The organism is Actinoplanes sp. NPDC051346, assembly GCF_040682215.1.
Lineage (GTDB): Bacteria > Actinomycetota > Actinomycetes > Mycobacteriales > Micromonosporaceae > Actinoplanes.
This window is the reverse complement of sequence record NZ_JBFBAJ010000012.1, coordinates 205,501-220,163: the sequence shown is the minus strand read 5'-3', so window position 1 is coordinate 220,163 and position 14,663 is coordinate 205,501. Positions and strand designations below refer to the sequence as shown.

At 68.8% G+C, this 14,663-nt stretch carries 17 protein-coding genes; 9 read left to right on the top strand and 8 right to left on the bottom strand.

Annotated elements, in window-relative coordinates:
- Positions 1-209: 209 nt before the first annotated feature.
- From AB0M36_RS27800 to pstB, 6 genes are all read left to right on the top strand, one after another.
- Positions 210-932: a response regulator transcription factor gene (locus AB0M36_RS27800; protein WP_364162896.1), complete on the top strand. Its 723-nt coding sequence runs from the start codon at positions 210-212 to the stop codon at positions 930-932.
- An 11-nt stretch (positions 933-943) separates the two neighbouring features.
- Positions 944-1,810, top strand: a complete 867-nt coding sequence (gene mshD, locus AB0M36_RS27795) for a mycothiol synthase (RefSeq protein ID WP_364162893.1) — start codon at positions 944-946, stop codon at positions 1,808-1,810.
- A 259-nt stretch (positions 1,811-2,069) separates the two neighbouring features.
- The gene (pstS, locus tag AB0M36_RS27790) at positions 2,070-3,164 is read left to right on the top strand and encodes a phosphate ABC transporter substrate-binding protein PstS (RefSeq protein ID WP_364162890.1); all 1,095 of its coding nucleotides are present in this window, start codon (positions 2,070-2,072) and stop codon (positions 3,162-3,164) included.
- A gap of 30 nt (positions 3,165-3,194) precedes the next feature.
- Positions 3,195-4,244 (top strand): phosphate ABC transporter permease subunit PstC, encoded by a 1,050-nt coding sequence (pstC, locus tag AB0M36_RS27785; RefSeq protein WP_364162887.1) that lies wholly within the window; start codon positions 3,195-3,197, stop codon positions 4,242-4,244.
- A gap of 129 nt (positions 4,245-4,373) precedes the next feature.
- The gene (gene pstA, locus AB0M36_RS27780) at positions 4,374-5,456 is read left to right on the top strand and encodes a phosphate ABC transporter permease PstA (protein WP_364162884.1); all 1,083 of its coding nucleotides are present in this window, start codon (positions 4,374-4,376) and stop codon (positions 5,454-5,456) included.
- 16 nt (positions 5,457-5,472) lie between these two features.
- Positions 5,473-6,249 (top strand): phosphate ABC transporter ATP-binding protein PstB, encoded by a 777-nt coding sequence (gene pstB, locus AB0M36_RS27775; protein ID WP_364162881.1) that lies wholly within the window; start codon positions 5,473-5,475, stop codon positions 6,247-6,249.
- On the opposite strand, the gene AB0M36_RS27770 is transcribed toward pstB, so the two are convergent.
- A complete protein-coding gene (locus AB0M36_RS27770) occupies positions 6,246-7,016 on the bottom strand; it encodes an NUDIX domain-containing protein (protein WP_364163167.1) in 771 nt (256 codons plus the stop codon). The genes pstB and AB0M36_RS27770 overlap by 4 nt on opposite strands.
- Positions 7,017-7,072: 56 nt before the next feature.
- On the opposite strand from AB0M36_RS27770, the gene AB0M36_RS27765 reads away from it, so the two are divergent.
- Complete coding sequence (locus AB0M36_RS27765; protein ID WP_364162878.1) at positions 7,073-8,038, top strand: Gfo/Idh/MocA family oxidoreductase; 966 nt, start codon at positions 7,073-7,075, stop codon at positions 8,036-8,038.
- On the opposite strand, the gene AB0M36_RS27760 is transcribed toward AB0M36_RS27765, so the two are convergent.
- Positions 8,014-8,235, bottom strand: a complete 222-nt coding sequence (locus AB0M36_RS27760; protein WP_364162876.1) for a hypothetical protein — start codon at positions 8,233-8,235, stop codon at positions 8,014-8,016. The two genes, AB0M36_RS27765 and AB0M36_RS27760, sit on opposite strands and share 25 nt — an antisense overlap.
- 233 nt (positions 8,236-8,468) lie before the next feature.
- On the opposite strand from AB0M36_RS27760, the gene AB0M36_RS27755 reads away from it, so the two are divergent.
- Complete coding sequence (locus tag AB0M36_RS27755; protein WP_364162873.1) at positions 8,469-9,398, top strand: helix-turn-helix transcriptional regulator; 930 nt, start codon at positions 8,469-8,471, stop codon at positions 9,396-9,398.
- 24 nt (positions 9,399-9,422) lie between these two features.
- Here AB0M36_RS27755 and AB0M36_RS27750 read toward each other — a convergent pair whose 3' ends face one another.
- From AB0M36_RS27750 to AB0M36_RS27730, 5 genes are all read right to left on the bottom strand, one after another.
- Positions 9,423-9,743 (bottom strand): hypothetical protein, encoded by a 321-nt coding sequence (locus AB0M36_RS27750; protein ID WP_364162870.1) that lies wholly within the window; start codon positions 9,741-9,743, stop codon positions 9,423-9,425.
- Positions 9,744-9,753: 10 nt separating this feature from the next.
- The gene (locus tag AB0M36_RS27745) at positions 9,754-10,158 is read right to left on the bottom strand and encodes a DoxX family protein (RefSeq protein ID WP_364162867.1); all 405 of its coding nucleotides are present in this window, start codon (positions 10,156-10,158) and stop codon (positions 9,754-9,756) included.
- Between the two features lie 127 nt (positions 10,159-10,285).
- A complete protein-coding gene (locus AB0M36_RS27740; protein ID WP_364162864.1) occupies positions 10,286-11,293 on the bottom strand; it encodes an inorganic phosphate transporter in 1,008 nt (335 codons plus the stop codon).
- Between the two features lie 3 nt (positions 11,294-11,296).
- A complete protein-coding gene (locus AB0M36_RS27735; protein WP_364162861.1) occupies positions 11,297-11,923 on the bottom strand; it encodes a DUF47 family protein in 627 nt (208 codons plus the stop codon).
- A 158-nt stretch (positions 11,924-12,081) separates the two neighbouring features.
- Positions 12,082-13,005, bottom strand: coding sequence for a hypothetical protein (locus AB0M36_RS27730; protein ID WP_364162858.1), 924 nt, complete (start codon positions 13,003-13,005; stop codon positions 12,082-12,084).
- 162 nt (positions 13,006-13,167) lie between these two features.
- On the opposite strand from AB0M36_RS27730, the gene sigJ reads away from it, so the two are divergent.
- Positions 13,168-14,055 (top strand): RNA polymerase sigma factor SigJ, encoded by an 888-nt coding sequence (gene sigJ, locus AB0M36_RS27725; RefSeq protein ID WP_364162856.1) that lies wholly within the window; start codon positions 13,168-13,170, stop codon positions 14,053-14,055.
- Here sigJ and AB0M36_RS27720 read toward each other — a convergent pair.
- On the bottom strand, positions 14,038-14,544 hold the full coding sequence (locus AB0M36_RS27720; RefSeq protein WP_364162853.1) for a DUF402 domain-containing protein: 507 nt from the start codon (positions 14,542-14,544) through the stop codon (positions 14,038-14,040). The genes sigJ and AB0M36_RS27720 overlap by 18 nt on opposite strands.
- Positions 14,545-14,663: the final 119 nt, after the last annotated feature.

The following is a 14,663-nucleotide window of genomic DNA, read 5'->3' as shown; positions in this document are numbered from 1 at the left end:
GAACGTCCCCATCGCGGCCGGTCACGCCTTTGCACCGAGGGTATTCGTCACATCATTCGGCGGCTCTGACGCCGAGGGTCGGGCCGCTGAATCAGATAAGGTGATCCCAGCCCACCCGTCGGTGACGCCGGGACGAGACCCTTCCGGTCGCGCGCGTCCTTGGCGTGAGACCGGGTCACCCGAAGCGGCCTGGCGCCGCGAGGATCGAGGTGAGTGTGGAAATCCTCCTGTTGGTGACGGCCCGCGCTGGTGAGCCCTCCGCTGTGCTCCCCGCCCTGGACCTGCTACCCCACTCCGTGCGCACCGCGCCCCGCGACGTGCGCACCCTGGTGGCGGGCCCCAGCCCCGACGCCGTGCTGATCGACGCCCGCTCGGAGCTCTCCGAGGCCCGGGCCACCTGCCGGATGCTGCACGCGACCGGCAGCGGTGTGCCGCTGTTCGCGGTGGTCACCGAGGCGGGTCTGATCGCCCTGAACGCGGACTGGGGTGTCGACGACGTCATCCTGGCCGGAGCCGGACCGGCCGAGGTCGAGGCCCGGCTGCGCCTGGGCGTCGGCCGCCTGACCAACGCCACCGCCGGCGCCGGCGGCTCGATCCGGGCCGGCGAGCTCACCATCGACCCCGACACCTACGCCGCGAAGCTCAAGGGCCGGCCGCTCGACCTCACCTACAAGGAGTTCGAGCTGCTCAAGTTCCTGGCCCAGCACCCCGGCCGGGTTTTCACCCGCGACCAGCTGCTGCGTGAGGTCTGGGGCTACGACTACTTCGGCGGCACCCGCACGGTCGACGTGCATGTGCGGCGGCTGCGCGCCAAGCTCGGCTCGGAGTACGAATCGATGATCGGCACCGTGCGCCAGGTCGGGTACAAGTTCGTGACGCCGCCCACCGGCCGCCAGTTGCCCGACAACGAGCCCGTATCGCTGCCGGTCTAAGCTCGCGCAGCATGACTGACGTCCGGCCCATGAACCGGCTCACCCCCGCCGAGGTGGCCGACGTGCTCGCGTTGGCCGCCGCGGCCGAGGAAGCCGACGGGGTCGGCCCCCTCTCGGAGGAGGGCGTGCTCGGACTCCGTGGGACGGCACACCGGCACCTGCTCGCGTTCGCCGAGGACGAGGAGCTCGTGGGGTACGCCTATCTCGCGGAAACCGCCGGCGAGCTGGTCGTCCACCCGAAACACCGACTGCGCGGGCACGGCACCGCCCTGCTGGCCGCGGCCGGGCCCGGAGAACTGCAGTTCTGGGCGCACGGCGACGAGCCCGCCGCCCGCGCGTTCGCCGAGCGGGCGGGCTTTACCCGGTCCCGCGTCCTGTGGCAGATGCGCCGCCCGCTCACCGACCTGCCGGACGTGCCCCTCCCCGAGGACGTCCGGGTGCGCGCCTTCGTGCCCGGCGCCGACGACACCGCGTGGTTGGGCGTCAACGCGCGGGCCTTCGCGCACCACCCGGAGCAGGGCCGCTGGACGCTGGAGGACCTGCGGCTGCGGTTCGCCGAGCCGTGGTTCGACCCGGAGGGCTTCCTGCTCGCGGTCGACCGGACCGACACCCTGGTCGGATTCCACTGGACCAAGGTGCATCCGCCGACCGCCGTCGAGCCGGCCCTCGGCGAGATCTACATCCTCGGCGCCGATCCGGGCGGTCATCGCCGTGGGCTCGGCACTGCCCTGAGCGTCGCGGGCCTGCGCCATCTCGCGGATCGCGGCCTGAGCGACGTCCTGCTGTACGTGGACGAGTCGAACACGGCCGCGGTGGCCCTCTACCGCCGCCTCGGCTTCGAGATCCACACCACCGACGTGCAGTACCACCGTTCCTGACCGACAGTGACGCGCGCCACATGAAAGCGTGCCAGGTTAACGGAAAAGGTCGGGCATAGCGGTCACACGCCCCGTCGTTCACGTAACGGACAACCCCTTCTTAGCCAAAGGCAACGAACAGGGGCTCAACCGTTCACCCTTCGTTCACTTAGCTCCGGGAAGCCGGCCATCTGGCCCTCTTAGCTTTCCGGGTGTGCCGATGAGACCTCGGCCGGCCGGGACTACGGAGCCCGGAGCAAGCTCATCCGAAGGGAACACCGTGAAGCTCCAGCGGTACTACGTTGCCGGCATTGCCTTGACGACCGCCCTCGCGCTCAGCGCGTGCGGTTCCGACAACACCGACACGTCCGCGGCCCCGGGAGCGTCCGCGGCCAAGGGCAACTGCGCCGCGGGTCAGCTGACGGCCCAGGGTTCGTCCGCGCAGAAGAACGCGATGGACGAGTGGATCAAGACCTTCCAGGGCCAGTGCGGCGCCGACACCAAGATCGGCTACGAGAGCACCGGCTCCGGCGCCGGCATCCAGGCGTTCATCGCCGGCACCGCCGACTTCGCCGGCTCGGACTCCGCCCTCAAGCCCGAGGAGCAGCCGCAGGCCGACGCCAAGTGCCCCGGCGGCCAGGCGCTCAACCTGCCGATGGTGACCGGCCCCATCGCGGTCGTCTACAACGTCGACGGTGTCGAGGGCCTCCAGCTCTCCCCCACGACGCTGGCCAAGATCTTCAGTAACAAGATCACCAAGTGGAACGACCCGGCCATCGCCGCCGAGAACTCCGGCGCCAAGCTGCCGGCCGCCACGATCCAGGCGGTGCACCGCTCGGACGAGTCGGGCACCACCGACAACTTCACCAAGTACCTGAGCAAGACCGCCGAGGCGGACTGGACCTTCGGCAACGCCAAGGCCTGGAAGGCCCCGGGCGGCACCGGCGCCCCCAAGTCCGACGGCGTCGCGTCGCTGGTCAAGAGCACCGCCAACACCATCTCCTACGTCGAGCTGTCCTTCGCCGAGAACAGCGACCTGAAGAAGGCGAAGATCAAGAACGGCGCGGGTGAGTACACCGAGCTGACCGGCGAGAGCGCCGGCAAGACCATCGCGGGCGCCAAGATCGCCGGCACCGGCGACGACCTCAAGCTCGAGATCGACTACGCCACCAAGGAGGCCGGGGCCTACCCGATCGTCCTGGTCACCTACGAGATCGCCTGCAGCAAGGGCAGCCCGAAGGCCGCCGCCATCAAGGGCTTCCTGAGCTACACCGCCAGCACCGGCGGCCAGTCGGCACTCGCTCAGCTCGGCTACGCCCCGCTGCCGGAGTCGGTCCGCGGCAAGGTCGAGGCCTCGGTCGCGAAGATCTCCTGAACCCCCTTCTAGACGACAGCGAGCGAGCGAATGGGTGACTACCCCTCCCGCTCGGCGGTCCGTCGGTCCACCGGGACCGACGGATCGCCGATCCCTCCCGACCAACGCCACGGCAGCCGCCCGCCGCTGGGCGGCGGGGGTGGTCTGCCCACGAAGGCGCGGTTCTCCATGGAGGCCGGCTTTCGGGGCCTCAGCACCGCCGCCGGCGCGATGGTGCTGGTCATCATCGTGGCCATCGCGATCTTCCTGGTCAGCAAGGCGGTGCCCGCGCTCAGCGCGAACACCGAGAACTTCCTGACCTACAAGACGTGGTTCCCCAACGAGGCCGAGCCCCGGTTCGGCATCGCCGCGCTCGCGTTCGGCACCCTGTTGACGTCCGTCATCGCGCTGATCGTCGCGGTGCCGATCGCCCTGGGCATCGCGCTGTTCCTGTCGCACTACGCGCCGAGGCGACTGGCCACGCCGCTCGGCTTCGTCATCGACCTGCTCGCCGCCGTACCCAGCGTTGTCTTCGGCCTTTGGGGTTTCGCCGTGTTCTCCGAGCCGGTGCAGGACTTCTCGGTCTGGCTGAACAAGTACTTCGGCTGGCTGCCCATCTTCGGCGGCGACGGCCCGTTCGGCCGCTCGATCCTGCTCGGCAGCCTGGTGCTCGCGATCATGGTGCTGCCGATCATCACCTCGCTGTCGCGCGAGGTCTTCCAGCAGACCCCGGGCATGAACGAGGAGGCGGCCCTCGCCCTCGGCGCCACCAAGTGGGAGATGATCCGCACCGCGGTGCTGCCCTACGGCAAGCCCGGCGTCATCGCGGCGGTCATGCTCGGCCTGGGTCGCGCGCTCGGCGAGACCATCGCCCTGGCCCTGACGCTGGGCACCACGTTCACCATCTCGGCCAACCTGATCCAGAGCGGCGGCAACTCCATCGCCGCGAACATCGCCAACACCTTCGGCGAGGCCAACGCCACCGGCCGCGGCGCGCTGATCGCGTCCGGCCTGGTGCTCTTCGCCATCACCCTGGTGGTCAACATGGCCGCGAGAGCGATCATCTACCGCCGCCGCGAGTTCCGGGACAGTGCGGCATGACGGACTGCACCGGAGCGAGCCTGCGAGTGCAGGGCCAGGACGGCATGCCCAGTAAACCCAGCATGACGAACTGCACCGGAGCGAGCTTGCGAGTGCAGGGCCAGGACGGCATGCCGAAGTGGAGCACGTATGAGCCTGCTTGAGAGAGAGACGCCCGGCGTCGTCATGACGCCGGACAACATCCGGTCGCGGAAGCTGCCGGTCGTCGCCGACCTCGGCATCGCCGCCCTGGCCCTGGTCCTTTCCGCCGCCGTAGTCCTCGGCCCGGGCATCGGCAACTGGGTGCTCGTCGTCTTCCTCGGCGTCGTCTTCTACCTCGCCGGCCTCTACTTCGGCGCCAGCCGGGTCGAGGGGTCGCGGTCGGCCCGCAACCGGATGTGGCGAGCGCTGATCTACATCGCCTGCGTGCTGGCCATCCTGCCGCTGGCCTCCGTGGTGTGGACGCTGGTCTCCAAGGGCGCCGCCCGACTGGACGCCAACTTCTTCGGCACCTCGATGAACAACATCGGCGCCCGGGACCCCAACGGCGGCGCGTACCACGCGATCATCGGCACGCTGGAGCAGGTCGGCATCGCCACGTGCATGGCAGTTCCGCTCGGCGTGCTCGGCGCGATCTACCTGGTCGAGTACGGCCGCGGCAAGTTCGCCCTGACGGTCCGCTTCTTCGTCGACGTCATGACCGGCATCCCGTCGATCGTGGCGGGCCTGTTCGTGCTGGCCTTCTGGGTGCTCATCGTCAGCCCGTGGTTCAACAACGGCACCCCGCGCTTCTCCGGCTTCGCCGCCTCGCTGGCGCTGACGGTGCTGATGCTGCCCACGATCGTGCGGTCCACCGAGGAGATGCTCCGGCTCGTGCCCGGCCCGCTGCGCGAGGGCGCGTACGCGCTGGGCGTACCCCAGTGGAAGACGATCGTGAAGGTCGTCCTGCCCACCGCCCTGCCCGGCATCGTCACCGGCATCATGCTCGCCGTGGCCCGCGCCGCCGGCGAGACCGCCCCGGTGCTGCTCGTCGCCGGCGGCGCCGCGGCGATCAACTTCGACCCGTTCGGCGGCAACCAGACGTCGCTGTCGCTCTTCGTCTACCAGCAGGCCGGCGACGCCTCGAAGTACGCGCCGGACCGCGCCTGGACGGCGGCGCTGACGCTGGTCGCCCTGGTCCTCGTCCTGACCATCGCAGCGAAGCTGCTCGCCCGCCGCAACCGGCTGACCTGAGGTAAAGGTGTCCCCCATGGCCAAGCGCATCGAGGCGAGCAACGTCTCGTCCTACTACGGCTCGTTCAAGGCGATCGACAACATCTCGATGACCGTCGAGCCGAAGACGATCACCGCCCTGATCGGCCCGTCCGGCTGCGGCAAGTCGACGTTCCTGCGGTCCATCAACCGCATGCACGAGGTGCTGCCGGGCGCCCGCATCGAGGGCCGGCTGACCATCGACGACCAGAACGTCTACGACCCCGACGTCGACGTCACCGCCGTACGCCGCATGATCGGCATGGTCTTCCAACGCCCCAACCCGTTCCCCACGATGTCGATCTACGAGAACGTGATCGCGGGCCTCAAGCTCAACGGCGTCAAGAAGAAGGCGGTGCTGGACGAGGCCGCCGAGAGGTCGCTGAAGTCGGCGAACCTCTGGGACGAGGTCAAGGACCGGCTCAACCGTCCGGGCGCTGGCCTCTCCGGCGGTCAGCAGCAGCGGCTGTGCATCGCCCGTACCATCGCGGTCGAGCCGCAGGTCGTACTCATGGACGAGCCCTGCTCGGCGCTCGACCCGATCTCGACGCTGGCGATCGAGGACCTGATGTTCAAGCTGAAGGACCGCTTCACGATCATCATCGTCACCCACAACATGCAGCAGGCCGCAAGGGTCAGCGACAAGACCGGCTTCTTCTCGATCGACAAGACCGGCGACCCCGGCCGCCTCATTGAATACGACGACACCCAGAAGATCTTCAGCAACCCGTCCGAGCGCAAGACCGAGGACTACATCACGGGCCGCTTCGGCTAAGGAATCCGCACCACGGCGCCGCCGTCGCCGGTCAGCTCCACCTGGGGCATGACCGGCACGGCGGCGTTTCTGGTCGCGGTCGCTGCCACGAGATCTTCCACATTTTCGTACGCGGACAGCTGGTCCAGTGTCACCCGCGTCGGCGGCAGCATCTTCAGGCCGTCGGCGGCCGCCGGGCTGATCCACGCGGTCGCCTCGGCCTCTCCGGACACGTCCCGCGCCGTCTGGGCTTGCGGCAGGAGAGCGACGAAGAACCAGGTGTCGAAGCGCTTGGGCTCGAACTCCGGGGTGATCCAGCGTGCCCACGGAAACAGCAGGTCGTCGCGCAGGCGCAGTCCGCGCCGGGCCAGCAAGTCCGTCATGGTGAGCTCCCGGGCCGCCACCGCGGCGCGGTCGGCCTCCCAGTCGTCGCCGGTCACGTCGCCGACGGTGCGGTCCGGCTCGTCGACCGGGCCGGCCAACAGCACGCCGGCCTCCTCGAACAGCTCACGCGCGGCGGCGCCGACAACGGCCCGTGCCTGCTCGTCGGGCACGCCGAGCCGCTCCGCCCAGTCACGCCGCACGGTGTCCGGGCTGTCGCCGGGATCGACGCGGCCGCCGGGGAAAGCGTGGAGGCCGCCGAAGACCATCGTGGCGGCGCGCCTGAGGACGTACACCTCGAAGCTCTCGGGATGCACGAGCACGACGGTGGCCGCGGCGCGGGCCTCAGCGGGGGTGCCGCGAAACTCGCGGGCCTTCTGGACCATGGCGGGCGGCAACGGGATCATTCGGCTCACGCCCTGATCCTCCCCCATCCGACCGCGCGGGCGATACGGTGACGCCCATGCGCTGGGGCATTCTGGGCACGGGCGGCATCGCCGGCAGGTTCGCGTCCGACCTCCGCCTCGTCCCCGGAGCGGACCTCGCCGCGGTCGGCTCCCGCACCCCCGAAACGGCGGCCGCCTTCGCCGCCAGGCACGGCTTCGCCCGCTCCCACGGCACCTGGACCGAGCTGGCGACGGACCCCGCCGTCGACGTCATCTACGTGGCGACGCCCCACGCCTTCCACCACGACGCGGTCATGACCTGCCTGGCCGGCGGCAAGGCGGTCCTCTGTGAGAAGCCGATGACCCTGGAACTGGCCACCTCGGCGCGGCTCGTCGAGGAGGCACGCGCCCGCGGGCTGTTCCTCATGGAGGCCATGTGGATGCGCTGCAACCCGGCGATCCGCAAGGTCGCCTCCCTGGTCGCCGACGGCGCCATCGGCGACATCGTCACCATCCACGCCGACCTGGGCCTCCAGGGCCCGTTCGAGGCCACCCACCGGCTGCGCGACCCCGCCCTGGGCGGCGGCGCCCTGCTCGACCTCGGCGTCTACCCGGCCCACCTGACGCACCTGCTCATGGGCAACCCGTCGACGGTGCGAAGCTGGGCCCGCCTCACCGGAGAAGGCGTCGACGAGACCACCGCCATGCTCCTCGGCTACGACTCCGCCGTGGCGGCCCTGACCTGCAGCATCGCGGGCGCCTCCCGCAACGCCGCCACAATCACCGGCACACGCGGGCGAATCGACCTGCCCGAGGGCTTCTGCGCGCCGCGATCCTTCATCCTGCACCGTGAGAACACCTTCGACTTCCAGTTCGAAGGAAACGGCTTCCAGTACGAGGCGACCGAGGTGCAGCGCTGCCTGGCGGAGGGGTTGCTGGAGAGCCCGCTCGTTCCGCATCAGGCGACGCTCGACGTGATGACCCTCCTGGACACCGTCCGCACCGAGATCGGCGTGGTCTACACCCCGCCGGGGAGTCTCTGACCAGTTCCGCTCGGATCCGGTTTCCCGGATGCGACCTGCGTCAGGGTCGCCCGCAGCTCTTCCGGATCGAGGACCAGCACGATGTTGCCCCGATCCTGAGCCACCGAGTCGACATCGACGAGGATGCCGTTGACATCGACCGTGACGCATTCATTGTCTTGTTCGCTGAGTTTGATGATCAGATCGTTGCGCAGCATCACAGGAACCGTGTTCCTCTCGTGAGTCAGATGGCAGGGCCGATGCTCGGAGGTAGCGCTCTCCGCGATGCCGCTGAGTCATATCCACCTCCGGCGATCATCTCTGTCGCCGCCGATCGTCATGGGGAAGGTGGCGCCGCGCAAGGCGCCGAATGGTGAAATCGAATGTTGATCATTGACGATGGCAGGTTGGCGGCGTAGACCTTTCAGAACGCAAAGCGGACGGTTCCAAAATGGAAAGCCTGGTCGACCAGAACGGAAGGAGGCCGGGCATGGGTGTCGCAGGCGGTGTCTCGACGGTCCCACGACGCACGCTCGGCATCGGGCTACGCGCCGCGAGAGACAGGGCAGGTGTCAAACTCAAGGACGCTGCCGAGCTGCTCGGGGTGAGCGAGCAGACGATCTGGCGGATCGAGCAGGGCACCACCTCGACCAAGCCTCCCTATGTGCAAGCTCTCTGCGACGCCTATGGAGTCCCGGACGGCATGCGTGACGTGCTCCTCGGACTTGCCAGGGAGACTCGAGCGCCCGGGTGGTGGCAGGCCTACGGCGACGTGCTCCCCAACTGGTTCGGGGCCTACGTGTGCCTGGAGCAGGCGGCCAACCGCATCCGGATCTTCGATCCGACCATGATGCCCGGACTGCTCCAGTGCCACGACTACTCAGACGTCGTCATCAGGATCGATCGACCCGACTGGTCCGACGATGAGGTCAGCCGGTGCCTCGAGCTGAAGCAGGCTCGGCAGCAGGTGCTGACCCGCGCCTTTCCAACCCCGCCCTCGGTCGAATCGATCATCAGCGAAGCGGTGCTGACGGCCGAGCCGAAACCCGAAGGAACGATGCGCAGGCAGTTGTGGCATCTCCTGAAGGCGACCGAGCTGCCGAACGTGTCCATCCGGATTCTCGACCGGCGGATCGGCCCGCATCTCGGCTCCCTAGCGGGTTCGTTCAAGATGCTCGACTTCCCGGAGCAGAATGGCTACATGCCACCGCCGACGGTGTTCAGCGAGAATCTGGTCGGCGCGGTGTGCCTGGACAAACCGTCGGAGATCAAGGCCTACTCCCGAGCGTGGGATTCGATCTCGAGAGCCGCCTTTTCAGAACACGAAACCATCGGGCTACTGCGGGAGAATCTGCGGGAGTGGAACGACCGCGAGCGTTGACTCCACCGCAGCGGTTTCAAGAAATCACTGCGTGCCGGCAATAGTGGGTTGGGGGTCTTTGTAGTACCAGACGGTGGCGTGGGGAAGTTCTTCGGCGACGCGTGCGGCCAGCAGGCGCGCCTCCGCGTCGAACGCTTCGTCCTCGGCTGTGGTGACGGCTCTGCTGTCATGGGGGTCCGCGAAGTTGACCATGGATTCGTACCATTGCTGCCAGGCGGCCAACCGTCCGACGACGCTGTCGCTGAGGCCGAGGGTGGCCGGATCGCATGTTTCGAAGATCTCGTCGTCGTCGCCACGAACCCACAGTGGCCAGCAGTTGTAGTCGTCCAATACCTTGATCAGCACTTCGGCAACGCTAGCAAGCAGTTCGGGAAGAGCGGGCGATCGAGGCCCGGCGCCCCCAGGCGATGAACGCGAAGAACACGAACAGCACCACCGGCGTGAGAACAAGCGCCCCGCCATCCAGGATGAACGCCTGGGTGATAGCGGCTCCGACCATGAGCAGCGCGAGTCCAACCGCCGCGAGGCCGGCGAGGCGGGGGACGAGCAGGCCGATTCCCCCGGCCAGCTCCACCAGGCCGATGAAGTAGCGGAACCAGGCACCGGCTCCCATGTCCTCGAAGGTCTGGACCGCCGTCGCCTCACCGAAGAGCTTGGGGCCGGCCGAGGCGACGATGAAGAACAAGCCGAGCAAGATCTGGAGCGCCCAGAGGGTGCGGTGCAGCCCACGGGCGACCGGTGCGGTGTCGATGGCAGTCATAGCGCTCGTCCCTTGGTCTCGAAAGTGCTGAGTCGACTTCTCAGACTTGCGAGGCGGGCCGAACTCATCGCTCCGCCGGAAAGATTTCCACCACGCCGCGGAGGCCGCGGCGTGGTGGTCGAAACGACTATCCGAAGAGCGGGCGTACGCAGAAGTACGTGACGCAGGCGATCGCCGCGGCCGCCGGGAAGGTAGTCAGCCAGGCGAGCACGATGTTGCCCGCCACGTTCCAGCGGACGGCGGAAAGGCGCTTGGTCGCACCGACGCCCATGATCGCCGAGGTGATCGTGTGCGTGGTGGAGATCGGCGCGTGGAGGACCAGGGCGTTGAAGAACAGGACCGAGCTTGCCACCGTCTCGGCGGCGAAACCCTGGGCCGGGCCGAGGTCGATGATCTTACGGCCGAGCGTACGGATGATGCGCCAGCCGCCGGCGTACGTGCCCGCCGCGAGCACCGCCGCCGAGGTCCAGTACACCCACCACGGGATGTGCGTGGCGTCGGACTGGAAGCCGCCGGAGTAGAGGGCGAGCACGATGATGCCCATCGTCTTCGCCGCGTCCTGCATGCCGTGGCCGAGGGACATGAAAGCCGCCGAGATCGTCTGGGCCACCCGGAAGCCGCGGTTGAGCTTGCCCGGGTGTCCGCGCCGGAACCCCCACATGATCGCCACCATGACGATGAAACCCAGCAGGAACCCGACGAATGGCGAGGCCACCATCGGGATCAGGACCTTCTCGATGATGGTGGCCCATTGGACCGTGCCGTGGCTGGCGAAGAGGGTCGCGCCGACGAGGCCGCCGAAGAGGGCGTGCGACGAGGACGACGGCAGGCCGAAGTACCAGGTGATGAGGTTCCAGGCGATGGCGCCGACCACGCCGGCGAAGACCACTCCGAGGCTGGGGATGCCGACAGGCAGCTTGACCAGGCCGTCGCCGACCGTCTTGGCGACGCCCGAGCCGAAGTAGGCGCCGATGAAGTTGCCGACCGCGGCCATGGCCAGGGCCACGCGCGGGGTCAGGGCCCGGGTGCTGACGCTGGTCGCGATGGCGTTCGCGGCGTCGTGGAAACCGTTGGTGTAGTCGAAGGCCATCGCGGCGAGGATCACCGCGAGGACCGCTATGAGCTCCGGGGACAAGGCCTAAGACTCCTTGACCGTGATGGTCTCGACCGTGTTGGCGACGTGCTCGAAGGCGTCGCAGGCGGCCTCGAGCTCGTCGGCGACCTCCTTCATCTTGAGCACCGTCAACGCGTCGTACTCACCGGAGAAGAGGCGGACCAGCAGCATCCGGTAGACCCGGTCGCCCTCGTTCTCCAGCCGGTTGATCTCGATCCAGTACTCCTCGAGACCCTTCATCGTCTTCAGCTTCGGCATCGCCTCGGCCGTGATCTTGGCCTGCTGGTCGAGCACGGTGACCAGCTCGTGCATCTCCCGCGGCAGCGAGGGCAGCTCGGTCAGGCCGTACAGATAGAGGAGGTTGCCGACCGCCTCGAGGTGGTCCATGACGTCGTCGAGCTGCGAGCCCAGCGAGTAGATGTCCTCGCGGTCGAACGGCGTGATGAACGTGGAGTTGATCTTCTTGTAGAGATCGTGGGTGATCTGGTCGCTGTCGTGCTCGACGTCGGTCAGCCGGTCGCTGACGGACTGCACGTCGGCGCCGGGCAGCGCCAGCTCATTCAGCAGGTCGGTGCCCCGCACGAGGTTCTGAGCGGCCCGGCTGAACAGCTCGTAGAAGGCGCCCTCGGTGGGGCGGAAGGAGAACTTCACGGCGCGAACCTCGTTTGACGGGGTGGACGGGTCTGGCGGATTCCCGGGGAATGCTAGGTAACACCTCTCCCCTTGCGAAGATCGCCTACCCCTGCTCAGCGGCAGTTCAGGGCACGTTCATCTGGCGTTAACCTTGCCTGTTCGTTTTTGTGGATCTTTCAGCTGGTTTGCGCCAGGTCCGGGCGGCGTGGCTGCGGCGACGGACGGCGCACCACCGGCAGCGGCCGGCGTACCGGATGCCGGCGCAGGTGCCGGGCCAGGCCCACGTAGTCGGCGTCGGCGACCACGTCCACCCCGGCCTCGCCCAACTCGGTCCAGACGGCCTGGCGCGCCCGGCGCGAACCGGACGGCAGGCCCGAGATCCGCACCGTACGGCCGTCCTCGTGCGCCGACCGCACGAGCGCGTGCAGCAGATGTCGCTCCTCGGCGGGGATGGGCTCGCAACCGTCCCAGCCGAACCGCCGGGTCCACTGCTCGCTGACCATCGGCACCAGGGTGGGCGGGGCCGCGGCCGCGCCGATGTCGTCGAACGAACCGTCGGCGAACGCGTACCGTTCCCGCTCGGTCGCCAGCAACTCGCGCGCGTCCACGATGCCGGCGACGGTCACCGTGACCGCGCCCGCGTCCAGCCTGCCGTCGACGCAGCGGCTCAGCAGCGGGGCGTGGTCCCGCAACTGCTGATCAAGCATTCGGTACGCCCGCAGCAGCGTCTCCGCGTCCCGGGTCGGCCCGGTGAACTCCACGACCAGCCGGAACGGCACCCGCTGATCCCGGCAGAGCCGGCCGCCCCGGGCATTGGCGCGGGCGAACAACGGGCTGAGCACGAGCCGGCGCAGCGTACGCCCGGGTCGCGGAATGCCCGGCCCGAGATAGAGCTCGCCGTGCGGTCCCGGCCGGACCGGCACGGATATCCCCGCGAGCCCGCGCCGCAGCACGTCCGGCAACGGGTCGACGGCCCGCTCGCCGGCGAGCGCATGCCCGGCCGGCAGGTAGGGGCGAGGCCGACGGGCCACCGCGATCCCGAGGGTCGTCGCGCCGGTGGCCCCGGCGAGCCCGGCCAGGCCGCCCAAGAGGGTCGCCACGTCCGCCACTGTCCTACCCCCTCCGCCCGCCAGCAAATTGGGTTAAATGCCCTATAGCGTCCACCACTGTGTCACATGTGACACCGGCGACCGGGCAATGTCGCGCAGAATTCCTCCATGCCGTCCGCATTTGACCGCAGCGGAAAACCGAAACGAGATCAAGTGGTCATTGACGAGTTCGAGACAGAACGACCGCACCTGCTCGCGGTCGCGTACCGCATGCTCGGCAGTCGTGCCGAGGCCGAGGACGCCGTGCAGGACGCCTGGCTGCGCTACCACCGCGCCCGGGACTCCGGCGACGACATCCGGGACCTGCGCGGCTGGCTGACCACCATCACCGGGCGGATCTGCCTCGACGTGCTCCGGTCGGCCCGGGTACGCCGCGAGGCCTACCCCGGCCAGTGGCTGCCCGAGCCGGTCGTCTCCCGCCTCGACGACCCCTCCGAGCAGGTCACGCGGCGGCAGGAGGTGAGCCTCGCCCTGCTCGTGGTGCTGGAGAAGCTGACCCCGGAACAACGCGTTGCCGTGGTGCTGCACGACGCGTTCGCGGTGCCGTTCGAGGAGATCGCCGCCGTACTGGACATCACCCCGGCGGCGGCACGCCAGCACGCGTCCCGGGGACGCAAGGCGGTGGCCGAGGGCCAGGCGCGCCACACCGCCGACCTCGCCGAGCAGCGCCGGGTCCTGGAAGCTTTCCTGACCGCGGCGGCCAGCGGCGACCTGCACGCCCTCGCGGCGGTGTTGGCGCCGGACGTCGTGGCCATCGGAGACGGCGGTGGTGTGGTGAACGCCGGCCGCAACGCCATCCTCGGCCAGGACAAGGTGGCACGGTTCTGGGCCGGCCTCTTCAGCCGACTCATGCGCGAGGCGTCCGACGTCACCACCGAACCCATTCTGGTCAACGGGGACGCGGGGATGCTGGTCACCGGCACCTACGCCGACGGGCGCGACCTGCTGACGGTGCTGTCCGTGGCCGTCGCCGACGGCCGCATCACGGCCGTCTACAGCCAGCTCAACCCCGCGAAGCTCGGCTCAGTCGTGGACCGTTGACAACCATTTACGGTACGCGGAAGCGAACGGCTCGGTGCCGTCGCCCAGGGCCCCCACCAGGTGCCGGGCGGCGGCGCGCGCCTGGGCGACCACCTCGTCGGGATAGCCGAACCGCACCCGGTGATCCTCGAACTCGTCCTCGTCCCGCAGCTCGACCAGCCCCGAGTCCCGCCGGCGCGAGACGTCGAGGTCCAGATCGACGATGTGGACCGTGTCACCCTCCCAGCGCGCCGGGGTGGTGATATCGCAGTAGACCTCGCTGGTGCGCGGCGGCGGGTTGAACATGCCGGTCCACCACGCGCTGTGCGGGATGAGCAGGACGAACGGGATCTGCTCGACCGAGGGTTGTCCGTGATAGACGGACGCGGTGCCGCGGGTCACTCCGACCCATATCCCCAGGTCGTCCTCGTTGAGCCGACGCGCCGGATAGTCGCGATGGGCGGATCCGTCGAACTTGGTGTAGATCACCCGGACCATCTCGCTCGGCATGACAAGACCCTAACGGTGCGACGGTTTCGTCGGTGGTGGCGGGTACGGTCTTCGTCGTGACTGCCCCCGCCAAGTCCCGCCGCACCACCGCCGCCGCCAAGGACCTGCTCGCCGCCGCG